This window comes from Bacillus sp. C30 (genome assembly GCF_040838255.1).
Classification (GTDB): Bacteria; Bacillota; Bacilli; order Bacillales; family Bacillaceae_G; genus Bacillus_A; species Bacillus_A mycoides.
Genome location: NZ_JBFPJH010000015.1, coordinates 23356 through 36593, shown reverse-complemented (window position 1 = coordinate 36593; position 13238 = coordinate 23356). Strand labels below are relative to the sequence as shown.

General features: G+C 37.8%; 16 protein-coding genes and 2 riboswitches. All 16 genes read left to right on the top strand.

The window, feature by feature from the left end; translation table 11 throughout:
* Positions 1 to 24: 24 nt before the first annotated feature.
* The 16 genes from tenA (at position 25) to kdpB (ending at position 13230) form a co-directional block, all read left to right on the top strand.
* Positions 25 to 720: a thiaminase II gene (tenA, locus tag AB3X49_RS03605; protein ID WP_002010642.1), complete on the top strand. Its 696-nt coding sequence runs from the start codon at positions 25 to 27 to the stop codon at positions 718 to 720.
* Positions 689 to 1438: an ABC transporter ATP-binding protein gene (locus AB3X49_RS03600; RefSeq protein WP_002134471.1), complete on the top strand. Its 750-nt coding sequence runs from the start codon at positions 689 to 691 to the stop codon at positions 1436 to 1438. Before tenA ends, AB3X49_RS03600 begins: the two co-directional genes overlap by 32 nt.
* Positions 1438 to 2190 (top strand): ABC transporter permease, encoded by a 753-nt coding sequence (locus tag AB3X49_RS03595; protein ID WP_002029858.1) that lies wholly within the window; start codon positions 1438 to 1440, stop codon positions 2188 to 2190. The genes AB3X49_RS03600 and AB3X49_RS03595 overlap by 1 nt, the downstream gene beginning before the upstream one ends.
* Entirely contained in the window at positions 2187 to 3188 is a 1002-nt protein-coding gene (locus AB3X49_RS03590) for an ABC transporter substrate-binding protein (protein WP_002140427.1), read from the top strand. Before AB3X49_RS03595 ends, AB3X49_RS03590 begins: the two co-directional genes overlap by 4 nt.
* A gap of 10 nt (positions 3189 to 3198) precedes the next feature.
* On the top strand, positions 3199 to 3819 hold the full coding sequence (gene tenI / locus AB3X49_RS03585; RefSeq protein ID WP_367960544.1) for a thiazole tautomerase TenI: 621 nt from the start codon (positions 3199 to 3201) through the stop codon (positions 3817 to 3819).
* Entirely contained in the window at positions 3812 to 4921 is a 1110-nt protein-coding gene (gene thiO / locus AB3X49_RS03580; RefSeq protein ID WP_107887840.1) for a glycine oxidase ThiO, read from the top strand. Before tenI ends, thiO begins: the two co-directional genes overlap by 8 nt.
* A gap of 15 nt (positions 4922 to 4936) precedes the next feature.
* Positions 4937 to 5140 carry a sulfur carrier protein ThiS gene (thiS, locus tag AB3X49_RS03575; RefSeq protein WP_001049509.1) on the top strand — a complete coding sequence of 68 codons (204 nt, stop codon included), beginning with the start codon at positions 4937 to 4939 and terminating at the stop codon, positions 5138 to 5140.
* A 2-nt stretch (positions 5141 to 5142) separates the two neighbouring features.
* On the top strand, positions 5143 to 5913 hold the full coding sequence (thiG, locus tag AB3X49_RS03570) for a thiazole synthase (protein ID WP_002186754.1): 771 nt from the start codon (positions 5143 to 5145) through the stop codon (positions 5911 to 5913).
* Positions 5906 to 6934, top strand: a complete 1029-nt coding sequence (locus AB3X49_RS03565) for a thiazole biosynthesis adenylyltransferase ThiF (RefSeq protein ID WP_367960541.1) — start codon at positions 5906 to 5908, stop codon at positions 6932 to 6934. Before thiG ends, AB3X49_RS03565 begins: the two co-directional genes overlap by 8 nt.
* 15 nt (positions 6935 to 6949) lie before the next feature.
* A complete protein-coding gene (gene thiD / locus AB3X49_RS03560) occupies positions 6950 to 7762 on the top strand; it encodes a bifunctional hydroxymethylpyrimidine kinase/phosphomethylpyrimidine kinase (RefSeq protein ID WP_483298764.1) in 813 nt (270 codons plus the stop codon).
* 118 nt (positions 7763 to 7880) lie between these two features.
* Positions 7881 to 8028, top strand: a riboswitch (cyclic di-AMP (ydaO/yuaA leader).
* Positions 8029 to 8121: 93 nt separating this feature from the next.
* Positions 8122 to 8508 carry a hypothetical protein gene (locus tag AB3X49_RS03555; protein ID WP_002010661.1) on the top strand — a complete coding sequence of 129 codons (387 nt, stop codon included), beginning with the start codon at positions 8122 to 8124 and terminating at the stop codon, positions 8506 to 8508.
* Between the two features lie 16 nt (positions 8509 to 8524).
* Positions 8525 to 8755, top strand: coding sequence for a hypothetical protein (locus tag AB3X49_RS03550; RefSeq protein ID WP_016101779.1), 231 nt, complete (start codon positions 8525 to 8527; stop codon positions 8753 to 8755).
* Positions 8756 to 9017: 262 nt separating this feature from the next.
* Positions 9018 to 9163, top strand: a riboswitch (cyclic di-AMP (ydaO/yuaA leader).
* A gap of 94 nt (positions 9164 to 9257) precedes the next feature.
* Positions 9258 to 9362, top strand: coding sequence for a SipW-dependent-type signal peptide-containing protein (locus AB3X49_RS03545; protein ID WP_000887888.1), 105 nt, complete (start codon positions 9258 to 9260; stop codon positions 9360 to 9362).
* Entirely contained in the window at positions 9359 to 9439 is an 81-nt protein-coding gene (kdpF, locus tag AB3X49_RS03540; RefSeq protein ID WP_000972378.1) for a K(+)-transporting ATPase subunit F, read from the top strand. Before AB3X49_RS03545 ends, kdpF begins: the two co-directional genes overlap by 4 nt.
* Positions 9440 to 9458: 19 nt before the next feature.
* The gene (gene kdpA / locus AB3X49_RS03535; RefSeq protein ID WP_367960537.1) at positions 9459 to 11126 is read left to right on the top strand and encodes a potassium-transporting ATPase subunit KdpA; all 1668 of its coding nucleotides are present in this window, start codon (positions 9459 to 9461) and stop codon (positions 11124 to 11126) included.
* A 13-nt stretch (positions 11127 to 11139) separates the two neighbouring features.
* On the top strand, positions 11140 to 13230 hold the full coding sequence (kdpB, locus tag AB3X49_RS03530) for a potassium-transporting ATPase subunit KdpB (RefSeq protein WP_040963033.1): 2091 nt from the start codon (positions 11140 to 11142) through the stop codon (positions 13228 to 13230).
* Positions 13231 to 13238: the final 8 nt, after the last annotated feature.

Here is a 13238-nt window from a genome sequence, read left to right as displayed (position 1 = left end):
GATATATAGGAAGGGGAATTATTAATGAAATTTTGTGAAAGATTATTTGATACGGTGCAGCCTGTTTGGGAGAAAAGTCATAATCATCCGTTTGTAGTAGGTATGGGGGATGGTACGTTGGAAAAAGACAAATTCCAGTACTATATTATTCAAGATTATTTATATTTGTTAGATTATGCAAAGCTATATGCAATTGGGGTTGTAAAGGCAACGAATCCACAAGTTATGGCAAAATTTGCAGAGCAAATTGATGGGATTTTAAATGGTGAAATGACGATTCATAAACAGTATGCAAAAAGACTTGGTATTTCTGTACAAGAGATGGAATCTGCGAAACCATCTGCTAAAAATTTAGCATATACAAATTACATGATGTCTGTATCTCAAAATGGCACAATTGCTGAATTAATATCAGCTTTACTTCCATGTATGTGGAGTTATTGGGAGATTGGAAAGCGTTTAAATGATATTCCTGGAGCAAGAGATCATGAGTTCTTTGGAGAGTGGATTCAAGGATATAGTTCTGAAGAATACGGTAACCTTTGTATTTGGTTAATAGATTTATTAAATGAAATGGCAGTTGGAAAGTCAGAGAAAGAGCTAGACCGATTAGAGGAGATTTTCTTATATTCCAGCCGATTTGAATATTTATTCTGGGATATGGCTTATCGTAAGGAGATGTGGGGTTTTGAGGAGCAAGAACATACTACAGTTTCATAATGTTTCCTTTCATTATGATGAGAAACCAATCATCAATGAATTAAATGCTTCTATACAAGATAAAGAGTTTGTAAGTATTATCGGACCGAGTGGATGCGGGAAAAGTACTTTATTTCGCCTTATTACAGGCTTAGAAGAGGCAAGTACTGGACAGATAGAGCTGACAGAAACAAAGAGTCATTCTGTAGGGTATATGCCCCAAAAAGATATGCTCTTGCCGTGGAGGACGATTATTGAGAATGCGGCCCTGCCGCTAGAGTGCCAAGGTGTGCAGAAGAAAGAAGCGCAAGTAAAAGCGAAAGAACTGTTACATAAATTTGGTTTACAAGGGTACGAGAAAAAATATCCGAAAGATTTATCTGGTGGTATGAGGCAACGCGTATCTTTTATCCGAACTTTATTAACAGGCGGGGAGATATTATTGTTAGATGAACCGTTTAGCGCATTGGACGCTTTAACGAAGGCATCTTTGCAAGAATGGTTGTTTGAACAATGGAAAGAGTGGGAAAAAACAATTTTATTTATCACTCATGATGTTGAAGAGGCATTGTTTCTTTCTAATCGAATTTTGGTTGTAGAAAATCAACCGATAGCAACTTTAACTGAGCGAATTGTGCCGCTTGATCGTAACCGAACAAGAAAAGATTTATATAAGCCTGAAGTGTTAGCGCTTAAAGAAGAGCTCCTTAGTATGTTACAAAGGCAGGTACTCGTATGATGAATCGTTTGAAGGAGTTATTACCTGCCCTTATATTAAGTGGAATTTTACTTGCTCTGTGGGAAGTAGGAGCAAGAATTGTAGATGAGATGTACATTTTGCCATCACCTTCTGCAATTGTAATGAAGATATGGGCGCTGAAAGATATATTATTTACGGTTCATTTACCTGCAACGTTGTACGTCGTTTTAATAGGCGTTGTTATTTCTATCGTACTGGGCGTAGGGCTAGCAATGTTAATGAATGCGAGTACGTGGATGGAAAGAGCATTTTATCCGTTATTAGTTGCTTCACAAACAATCCCGATCACTGCGCTTGCACCGCTCTTCGTTTTATGGTTTGGATATACCATCTGGAGTAAGGTTGTTGTTACCGTTTTAATTACGTTTTTCCCAATTGCGGTCAATACGTATGATGGACTGCGCAGTACGAAAAAAGAATGGGAGGAGCTATTAGTTACATATGGTGCAACGAAAAAAGATGTTTTTCTAAAGCTAAAGTTGCCATCTGCTCTTCCTTACTTTTTTTCAGCGTTAAAAATTGCGATACCACTTAGCGTTATTGGGGCAGCGATTGGTGAATGGCTCGGTGCACAAGCTGGGCTTGGATATTTCAGTAAAAGAATGATGACGCAGTTAGACGGAGCTGGTGTATTTGCACCAATTGTATTGTTATCATTATTAGCTATTTTCTTCGTCATACTTGTTTCGATATTAGAAAAGAAATTTATTAGTTGGAGGAAACATTCATGAAATTATTAAAACGCATCTTTGTGTTTACATTATTAGTTGCAATGATTGCAGGATGTTCGAGTAACTCGGCATCAGATAAGAATAAATCAGAAAAAGAAATAACAGTAATGCTTGATTGGTACCCGAATGCGGTACATAGCTTTATTTATACGGCAATTGAAAAAGGATACTTTAAAGAAGAAGGAGTCAAGGTGAATATTAAATTCCCTTCTAATCCGACTGATCCATTAACGCTAGCGGCGGCAGGGAAAGTGACAGTTGGTTTGTATTATCAACCAGATGTTGTCATGGCAAAAGCAAATGAACAAATTCCAGTGAAATCAATTGGAGCTGTCGTACGTTCACCGTTAAATCATGTTGTATCACTGAAGTCAGCAGGCATTCAATCGCCAAAAGATTTAGAGGGGAAAACAGTTGGATATTCTGGAACACCTTTAAGTGAGATGTATTTAAAAACGATGGTAAAAGAAGCTGGTGGTAATCCAGATACAGTGAAAGTAGTCGATGTTGGCTTTGATTTAGTACCAGCATTAATTACGAAAAAAGTGGATGCGGTAACAGGAGCATACATTAACCATGAAGTACCTGTTATGCGTCATGAAGGTCATGAACCAGCATACTTTAATCCAGCAGATTATGGTGTACCGAACTATCATGAGCTTGTGTTTGTAACGGGTGATAAAACGTTGAAAAAAGATAAAGAAGCATTGCAAGCCTTTTTACGTGGGGCACAAAAAGGGTATGACTTTATGAAGAAAAAACCCGATGAAGCATTAAATATTTTATTAGATCATCAAGAAAAAGAAAACTTCCCGCTTGTACCAGAAGTTGAAAAAGAAAGTATGAAAATTTTATTAGAGAAGATGGAAACGAAAGATGAGCCATTCTTATCGGATTCAAAAGAGTCATGGGAGAAACAAAACAAATGGTTGAAAGACAAAGGAATGACGAAAGAAATCGTTCCAGCCGATGAATTATTTGAAAACATTTTAAAGTAGGCGAATGAATATGAAAAATGAGCTCCATGTAATCTCAAATGGCCATATGCCATTCGAAGAGTTAGTGAATGTAGCGATGCAAATTGAGAGTGAGATCGATTATTTGCATATTCGTGAGCGTGAGAAAAGTACGAAGGAATTGTATGAAGGTGTGGAAAGTCTTTTTGGGAAAGGCTTTCCAGCATCGAAGATAGTGATAAATGATCGAATTGATATTGCTATTCTATTAAATATTCCGCGTGTGCAGCTAGGATATCGAAGCGCAGATGTAAGGTCGGTGAAAGAAAAGTTTTCTTATTTGCATGTTGGCTATTCAGTACATTCTTTAGATGAAGCGATAGTAGCATTTAAAAATGGAGCAGATTCACTCGTTTATGGTCATGTATTTCCGACAGATTGTAAAAAAGGTGTGCCAGCGAGAGGATTAGAAGAAATTGCTCATATGGCAAGTTGTTTATCCATACCAATAACTGCAATTGGTGGGATTATCCCTGAAAATACAGGTGATGTTCTTGCAAATGGTGTAAGTGGCATTGCTGTTATGTCCGGGATTATAAGCAGTAGTAATCCGTATAGCAAGGCGAAATCTTATAAGGAATCAATAAGAAAGTGGGCGGAAAAACATGTGTAAGAAGTATGATGTAGCGATTATTGGCGGAGGTGTAATTGGTAGTTCAGTTGCACACTTTCTAGCAGAAAGAGGGCATAAAGTAGCGATTGTAGAGAAGCAAAGAATCGCATCTGAAGCTTCGAAAGCAGCTGCTGGTTTGCTCGGTGTTCAGGCAGAATGGGATGCATATGATCCGTTGTTTGAGCTTGCTAGAGAAAGCCGTGCTATATTTCCACAACTTGCAGCAGTTTTACGTGAAAAAACAGGCATCGATATTGGGTATGAAGAAAAGGGCATTTATCGCATCGCTCAAAATGAAGATGAGAAGAAAAGAATTCTTCATATTATGGATTGGCAGCAGAAAACAGGTGAAGATTCCCGATTTCTAACGGGGGACCATTTACGGGAAAAAGAACCGTTTCTTTCCGAGTCAATTATAGGAGCGGTATATTATCCGAAAGATGGTCACGTTATTGCACCAGAGCTTACGAAAGCATTCGCACATTCTGCAGCAATTTCCGGAGCTGATATATATGAACAAACAGAAGTGGTTGATATTCGTATTGAAAATAATAAAGTGACTGGAATTGTGACAAGCGAAGGTGTAATCACATGTGAAAAAGTCGTTATCGCCGGAGGATCATGGAGTACGAAATTGCTACATTATTTTCAGAGTGATTGGGGTACATATCCTGTTAAGGGGGAGGTTGTTGCAGTAAGAAGCAGGAAACCTCTGTTGAAAGCTCCTATTTTCCAGGAGAGGTTTTATATTACGCCGAAGCGCGGTGGCCGTTATGTGATTGGGGCAACGATGAAGCCTCATACGTTTAATAAGTCTGTACAACCAGAAAGTATTACTTCCATATTAGAGCGTGCCTACACAATATTGCCTGCTTTAAAAGAAGCAGAATGGGAAAGTACGTGGGCTGGGTTAAGACCGCAGTCTAATCATGAAGCTCCTTATATGGGAGAGCATGAGGAAATAAAAGGTTTATATGCTTGTACTGGACATTATCGAAACGGCATTTTATTAAGTCCTGTTTCTGGTCAGTATATGGCTGATTTAATAGAAGGGAAGCAGGAGAATCACTTGCTAGATTCATTGCTTTCTAAAACGGTTTAGAAAGGGGATGGAAGTTTGAATTTGAAAATTAATGGTAACCAAATTGAAGTACCAGAGAGTGTAAAAACAGTAGCTGGGCTACTTACACATTTAGAGTTAGATAACAGAATTGTTGTAGTAGAACGTAATAAAGATATTTTACAAAAAGATGATCATAACGATACATCTGTTTTTGATGGGGACCAAATTGAGATTGTAACTTTCGTAGGAGGCGGTTGATTATGTTAAACATTGGACAATTTTCATTTCATTCTAGACTTTTATTAGGAACAGGGAAATTCCCTGATTTTGATGTGCAGCAAAAGGCAATTGATGTTTCTGAGGCTGAGATTTTAACATTCGCAGTACGTCGTATGGATATATTTGATGCGAAGCAGCCTAATTTATTAGAGAAACTTGATGTGAAAAAATATACGTTATTACCGAATACAGCAGGAGCAAAAAATGCTGAAGAAGCTGTTCGTATTGCAAAATTAGCAAAAGCTTCTGGACTTTGTGACATGATAAAAGTAGAAGTTATTGGTGATGATAGAACGTTATTACCTGATCCAGTAGAAACGTTAAAGGCATCTGAAATGTTACTAGAAGAAGGATTTATCGTTCTTCCTTACACATCTGATGATGTTGTATTAGCACGCAAACTACAAGAACTTGGTGTGCATGCGATTATGCCAGGAGCATCACCAATTGGATCAGGACTTGGTATTGTAAATCCATTAAATTTAAGCTTCATTATTGAACAAGCGACAGTACCAGTTATCGTTGACGCAGGTATTGGTAGCCCAGCTGATGCGGCATTTGCGATGGAATTAGGAGCGGATGGTGTGTTATTGAATACTGCAGTATCTGGAGCGAACGATCCTATTAAAATGGCATACGCAATGAAATTAGGTATTGAGGCAGGACGATTAGGGTTTGAAGCAGGTCGTATTGCACGTAAACGTTGTGCAACAGCAAGTAGTCCTTTAGAAGGAATGAGCGTAGTTGAATAATCGATATTCTCGCCAAGAGCTATTTTCTCCAATTGGGGAAGAAGGGCAAAAAAAGATAAGAACAAAGCATGTACTTATTATCGGTGCAGGCGCATTAGGTAGTGCAAACGCAGAGATGTTTGTAAGAGCAGGCGTTGGTCAAGTAACAATTGTTGACCGTGATTATGTCGATTGGAGTAATTTACAAAGACAACAATTGTATGCAGAGAGTGATGTAGAGAATAATCTTCCGAAGGCTGTAGCGGCAAAAAAACGTCTAGAAGAGGTTAATAGTGAAGTAAGAGTAGAAGCTCTCGTTCAGGATGTAACGGCTGAAGAGTTGGAAGAACTCGTTACAAATGTTGATGTAATCATCGATGCGACTGACAATTTCGAAACACGTTTCATTGTGAATGATATATCACAAAAATATTCTATTCCATGGGTTTATGGGGCATGTGTAGGGAGTTACGGTCTTTCTTATACTATTCTTCCAGGAAAAACGCCATGTTTATCTTGTTTATTACAATCGATTCCACTTGGCGGAGCGACATGTGACACAGCGGGGATTATATCACCTGCTGTATCTCTCGTCGTTTCTCATCAAGTAACGGAAACGCTTAAACTGTTAGTAGAAGATTATGACTCGCTTCGAGATGGGCTTGTGTCATTTGATGTATGGAAAAATGAGTATTCATGTATGAATGTGCGAAAGCTTCGTAAACTTCGTAAACATAATTGTCTATCGTGTGGTGAGCAAGCATTATATCCGTATTTAAATAAGGAAAATACTTCAAAGACAGCGGTGTTATGCGGGAGAAATACAGTTCAAATTAGACCACCTCATAAAGAGAAAATGGATTTTGAACAATATAAAAGATTGCTGAATGATCGTGTGACTGATTTGAATGTAAATCCATATTTATTATCCTTTTCTGTTGGAGAAAAGAGATTAGTTGCTTTTAAAGATGGCCGTGTACTTGTACATGGCACGAAAGATATAAGCGAAGCGAAAACAATTTATCATCGCTATTTTGGGTAGAAAAGGATGAGTGGGATGAAAGTGAATAAAGCTTTAACAATTGCAGGGTCTGATAGCGGAGGCGGCGCTGGGATTCAGGCGGATTTAAAAACATTCCAAGAGCTTGGTGTGTATGGAATGACGGCTATTACAGCAATTACTGCTCAAAATACGCTTGGCGTTCAAGGGGTATATCCTGTTTCTTTAGAAGGGATTACGGAGCAGCTTAATTCAATTGGTACGGATTTAACGCCAGATGCTGTAAAACTGGGAATGTTATTTAGTAGTGAAATTATTCAAATTGTGGCAGAGCATATTAAGAAATTTGGCTGGAATAATATTGTGCTAGATCCTGTTATGATTGCTAAAGGTGGTGCGTCATTATTACAACAAGAAGCAGTACAAGCATTAAAAGAATATTTATTGCCAGTAGCAACTGTTGTCACACCGAATGTTCCTGAAGCAGAAGTGTTAACTGGAATGGAGATTCATAATGTAGAAGATAGTAAGGAAGCTGCAAAAGTATTGCATGAATTAGGGGCTAAATATGTGCTTATGAAGGGCGGACATGCAGAATATCAAGGTAATGAAGTAATTGATTTACTCTTTGATGGTGAGCAGTTTATTGAATTTAAAAGTGAACGAATTCCTTCGAAGCAAACGCACGGAAGTGGGTGTACATTTGCTTCAGCGGTTACAGCAGGACTTGCGAAAGGCTACTTGATGGAAGAGGCAGTTCAAGAAGCAAAACGATTTATTAGTATAGCAATTGAAGAGCCATTGAATATTGGAAGTGGTCATGGGCCGACGAATCATTTTGCATATAAATTGAATAAGACGCATGTATAAAGATACGAGAAGCCAGTTTGTTAACTGGCTTTTTTTGTGTTTACTTTTTCAAAATTCAGGAGTAATATATCAGCCAGAATCTGTTTTTCATTCCGTATTATATGGGGGAAATAGATTATTTTGTAATACGCTGAATTCAAATTTATGGAGCGTAGGAACCAATTTGTGCGTCGTCACTAGGGGTGAATCTTTCAATGTTGAAAGTAGGGCTACTCTCAAAGTCCGAATCCGACAGCTAACTTCGTAAGCGTCTTGAGAGAGGACGGTGCCATGATGGATACATCACTTCATCGGTCTGATTAGTATAGGAGAATATCAATCTATGTTTGAGTTCTTTTATGCTAAGGCGGATGAGGTACATGGAACTAACACTTATTTGTGTTGGAGAAAAAAACAAGGTAAAGAGTTTAAGAGAGCTAGTAGCATTTCAGCATGAGTTAATTATTTTTACAGCCAATGAAGAGATAGCGGCTGAAGTTAGAGAGTATGGGTTTGAATCAGCTTATAGCTGTAATAAGGAGAAGGATTTTACTAGTATTTGCACACGTATTAAGAAGGTGATTTTACTAGGGGATGAGCTTCCGATAGTTAGTTTCTTCACAGAACACATTCGTTTTTCTTTTCAAGCGCCTATTACTGTTGTTACAAAGAATAAACGCTATCCGGCCAGGCTCTATGAAACAATTGGAGCTAAATTTGTAGTGTTTACGAACTGTGATAATATTTCTTTTTTATTTTTTGAATAAGGTAGGGGAAATGAAGATGAAAGTGTTGTTACTAGGAGATATAGCGAATCGTTGGGCGATATCGGTAGAGAGAGTTCACGAATTGGTAGTGCTCGATCCTCTTTTTCCAGGTCCATATATTATATTACCATCAAAAGATGTTTTGTATTTAGAGGCGGATATTACCGAATATGAGCAGTTACATGCGGAATTATCACAAGTTTATATTCGAGGGAGAAATTTGCGTGCTTTTTTGCGTGGAGAATAAAGGTTGAATGAAAAAAGAGCGAATGCTGAGTGCAACAAGCTATGCACTTCATGTAATTCGCTCTTTTTATTTCGTATTTAAAAGATCATTTCTGTGAAAAAGAAAGGAAAGACGAGAAAACAGATGAAAAAATATTAATAACAACTAATGTAAACGCTTAAATAGATGGATATTTTCTTATTTTCAGTAATTTACCCCTTTACAAGTTAAATTTAGAGGAGTATATTTACTCTCATAAATCATTCATAAAATTTCCAAAAAAAACCTAAAATCGCTGAGTTCCAGAAATGGAGCGGGGGAACCAATTTTGTGCATTGTCACTTGGGGTGAATCTTTCAATTTTGAAAGTAGGGCTACTCTTTAGGCCCGAATCCGACAGCTAACCTCGTAAGCGTTTAGAGAGGAGGTTTACTTTGTGTTGTTCGTTTCGAACACTAAGTAGAGCTTAGTGTTCTTTTTTTGATAACTAGATGGTAAAATTTAACAAAAGTGAGGGGTAGTTATGTTAGATGTTGTAATGATCGGTATTTTTGTTGGGTTAGTCGCATCGATGGCAAGTCTTGCAAGTTGGTCAGATAAAGTTGTGAAAGAAGGGAAGCAATCATGATGATTGCCTTATCGGTTATTGTTGCAGCGATTACGGTGTACTTAGTGTACGCATTATTAAATCCAGAGAAGTTTTAATTAGGGGGAATCATTCATTATGATTTGGGTTGCAGTCGTTATTACAATGCTCTTGTTTATTTTAGTAGCAAAGCCAACGGGAATTTATTTAGAAAAAGCTTTTCAAGGTAGCAAAACGCTAGATAAAGTATTCGGGCCTTTTGAAAAACTTATTTTTAAAATTACGGGTGTAAAAGCATACAATCAAACGTGGAAACAGTACGCATTATCATTAGTTTTACTCAATGGATTTATGATTGTTGTCGTATATTTCATTTTCAGATTACAAGGCGTATTGCCATTAAATCCAGCGCATATCGAAGGGATGGAGCCTACGCTCGCTTTTAATACAGCAATTAGTTTTATGGCTGATACAAACTTACAGCATTATAGCGGTGAAAATGGCTTATCTTATTTATCACAATTAATCGGGATTACATTTTTAATGTTTGCGGCACCAGCAACGACGTTAGCGCTCGTTATGGCTTTTATAAGAGGACTCGCTGGAAAAGAACTCGGTAACTTTTTCGTTGATTTTACGAGAGCTTTAACGAGAGTTTTTCTTCCTATCGCATTTATTGCGGCGTTAGTCTTTGTCGCACTTGGTATACCACAAACGTTAGATGGAGCAGTTACAGCACAAACAATTGATGGTGCGAAGCAAAGTATTTTACGTGGTCCAGTTGCATCATTCGTTTCAATTAAGGAACTTGGAAATAACGGCGGTGGATTTTTCGGGGCAAACTCTACACATCCTTTTGAAAATCCAGGGCAAATGAGTAATATTTTGCAAATGATGCTTATGATGTTATTGCCAACAGCACTTCCATTTACGTACGGACGAATGGTAGGAAATAAAAAACAAGGTCGCATCCTTTTCGTGTCACTATTCATGGTGTTTTTACTAGGATTTATAACGATTACGACATCTGAATTACATGGAAATCCAGTGTTAAATGGAATGGGTATCGAACATGTACAAGGAAGTACAGAAGGAAAAGAAGTCCGATTTGGAACAGTATTTTCTTCCCTATACGCAACAGTGACGACAGCTGCTGAAACAGGGGCCGTTAATACGATGCATGATACGTTAACACCAATTGGTGGTCTAGTTCCACTCGTAAATATGATGTTAAATACAGTATACGGCGGTGTTGGAGCAGGTTTTGTGAACATTATTATGTATGCAATTATTGCAGTCTTTATATCTGGGTTAATGGTTGGACGGACACCGGAGTTTTTAGGTAAGAAAATTGAAGGTAAGGAAATGAAATTGATTGCGGTAACGATTTTATTTCATCCATTGCTTATTTTAGGGTTTTCAGCATTAGCTCTTTCAACAAGCTTAGGAACGGATGCAATTTCTCATTCAGGTTTCCACGGTTTAACGCAAGTTGTATATGAATATACATCGTCAGCTGCGAATAACGGATCTGGATTTGAAGGATTGGGGGATAATACACCGTTTTGGAATATTACGACTGGTTTAGTTATGTTTTTAGGACGCTATTTCAGTTTAATTACGATGCTAGCTGTTGCAGCTTCACTGAAAGAGAAGACGGTAGTACCAGAAACAGTCGGGACATTCCGTACGGATAATGGTTTATTTGGAGGGATCTTTATTGGAACAATTGTAATTGTTGGTGCGTTAACATTCTTCCCGATGTTAGTACTTGGCCCAATTGCAGAATTTCTTACATTGAAGTAATGGAGGGTAAATGATGAGACCGGTAGTAGTAAAAGAAAAAAGAGTAAATGAGTCACAAATACATGCTGTAGAAGATGAGGTTAGACAAGCAAAAACGATGGATCGTGATATCGTGACACATGCGATGAAACAATCCTTTGCGAAATTGAATCCGAAAGTAATGATAAAGAATCCGATTATGTTCGTTGTGGAAATTGGATTTATCATTACGTTAATTTTATCCTTTCTTCCAAGTAGTTCTAGTAGTGTACCAGGGTGGTTTAATATAACAGTTTCTCTCATTCTATTATTTACAGTTTTATTTGCTAACTTTGCAGAAGCTTTAGCTGAAGGGCGTGGTAAAGCGCAAGCCGATTCTTTAAAACAATCGAAGAAAGATGTGTTTGCAAATGTTGTAAAAGAAAATGGAGATATTGTTCAAGTTTCAGCAACTGATCTGAGAAAAGGTGACATTGTTATTGTAAAACAAGGAGAAATGATTCCAAATGATGGTGAAGTAATTAAAGGTTTAGCGTCTGTCGATGAATCTGCAATTACAGGGGAATCAGCTCCTGTAATAAAAGAGGCGGGTGGCGATTTTTGTTCAGTAACAGGCGGTACGATGGTCGTAAGTGATGAGATTACGATTGTAATTACGAGTAACCCTGGCGAATCATTTATTGATAAAATGATTTCTTTAGTAGAAGGAGCTGCGCGTCAAAAAACGCCGAATGAAATTGCCTTAAACACAGTATTAACGAGTTTAACTCTAATTTTCTTAATCGTCGTTGTGACGTTGCCGATTTTTACAAACTATTTAGGGTTTCAAATTGATACAGCTGTACTTGTAGCATTGTTAGTTTGTTTAATTCCAACGACAATTGGTGGGTTATTATCAGCGATTGGTATTGCTGGGATGGACCGCGTAACAAAGTTTAATGTATTAGCGATGTCAGGGAAAGCAGTAGAAGCTGCGGGCGATATTAATACGATTATTTTAGATAAAACAGGTACGATTACTTTCGGGAACCGGATGGCACATACACTGCTACCAGTAGGAAATGAAACGATTGAGCAAGTAGGAAAATGGGCTGCGATTAGCTCAGTTTTAGATGAAACACCAGAAGGTCGATCTGTTATAGAATATGTACAAACGAAATCTATATCATATAATAGAGAAATTGCAGAACAAGGTGAATTTGTTCCATTTAAAGCAGAAACAAGAATGAGCGGTGTTGATTTACAGGATGGAACGAAAGTGAGAAAAGGTGCTGTTGGTGCCGTGATTGAATGGGTTCAATCGCAAGGCGGGATGATTCCAAAAGATGTGAATCAAAAAGCAGATTTGATTTCAAAAGAAGGCGGAACACCACTTGTAGTTGCAGTAGACAATCGTATTTACGGTTTAATATATTTAAAGGATACAGTGAAACCTGGTATGCGTGAACGTTTTGAACAATTACGTCAAATGGGAATTAAAACGGTTATGTGTACAGGTGATAATCCGTTAACAGCAGCAACAATTGCAAAGGAAGCAGGAGTAGATGAATTCGTTGCTGAGTGTAAACCAGAAGATAAAATTGCGGTTATTAAAGCAGAGCAAGACAAAGGGAAACTTGTAGCGATGACAGGTGATGGTACAAATGATGCCCCGGCATTAGCGCAGGCGGATGTTGGATTAGCGATGAATAGTGGTACGACAGCTGCGAAAGAAGCAGCGAATATGATTGATCTAGATTCGAATCCAACAAAAATCATTGAGGTTGTAGGAATTGGTAAGCAATTGTTAATGACGCGTGGTGCGTTAACAACGTTTAGTATTGCAAACGATATAGCAAAATACTTTGCAATCATTCCAGCGATGTTTACATTAGCAATTCCGCAAATGGAAGCATTGAACATTATGAAATTAACATCGCCACTTTCAGCGATTTTATCAGCATTAATATTTAATGCAGTTATTATTCCACTACTAATTCCGTTAGCGATGAAAGGTATTGCGTATAAACCGATGAGTTCTAATGCATTGCTTAGCCGAAACTTACTCATTTATGGGCTTGGTGGAGTTATCGTTCCATTCATTGGAATTAAAGTAATTGATATGATTGTCGGCTTGTTCATATAAGGAAGAGG

Excerpts from the sequence above, each read along its gene's own strand:
- tenA (WP_002010642.1), top strand. The coding sequence starts at position 25 with ATGAAATTTTGTGAAAGATTATTTGATACGGTGCAGCCTGTTTGGGAG.
- AB3X49_RS03595 (WP_002029858.1), top strand. The coding sequence starts at position 1,438 with ATGAATCGTTTGAAGGAGTTATTACCTGCCCTTATATTAAGTGGAATT.
- AB3X49_RS03590 (WP_002140427.1), top strand. The coding sequence starts at position 2,187 with ATGAAATTATTAAAACGCATCTTTGTGTTTACATTATTAGTTGCAATG.
- tenI (WP_367960544.1), top strand. The coding sequence starts at position 3,199 with ATGAAAAATGAGCTCCATGTAATCTCAAATGGCCATATGCCATTCGAA.
- thiO (WP_107887840.1), top strand. The coding sequence starts at position 3,812 with ATGTGTAAGAAGTATGATGTAGCGATTATTGGCGGAGGTGTAATTGGT.
- thiG (WP_002186754.1), top strand. The coding sequence starts at position 5,143 with ATGTTAAACATTGGACAATTTTCATTTCATTCTAGACTTTTATTAGGA.
- thiD (WP_483298764.1), top strand. The coding sequence starts at position 6,950 with ATGAAAGTGAATAAAGCTTTAACAATTGCAGGGTCTGATAGCGGAGGC.
- AB3X49_RS03555 (WP_002010661.1), top strand. The coding sequence starts at position 8,122 with ATGGAACTAACACTTATTTGTGTTGGAGAAAAAAACAAGGTAAAGAGT.
- AB3X49_RS03550 (WP_016101779.1), top strand. The coding sequence starts at position 8,525 with ATGAAAGTGTTGTTACTAGGAGATATAGCGAATCGTTGGGCGATATCG.
- AB3X49_RS03545 (WP_000887888.1), top strand. The coding sequence starts at position 9,258 with ATGTTAGATGTTGTAATGATCGGTATTTTTGTTGGGTTAGTCGCATCG.
- kdpF (WP_000972378.1), top strand. The coding sequence starts at position 9,359 with ATGATGATTGCCTTATCGGTTATTGTTGCAGCGATTACGGTGTACTTA.
- kdpA (WP_367960537.1), top strand. The coding sequence starts at position 9,459 with ATGATTTGGGTTGCAGTCGTTATTACAATGCTCTTGTTTATTTTAGTA.
- kdpB (WP_040963033.1), top strand. The coding sequence starts at position 11,140 with ATGAGACCGGTAGTAGTAAAAGAAAAAAGAGTAAATGAGTCACAAATA.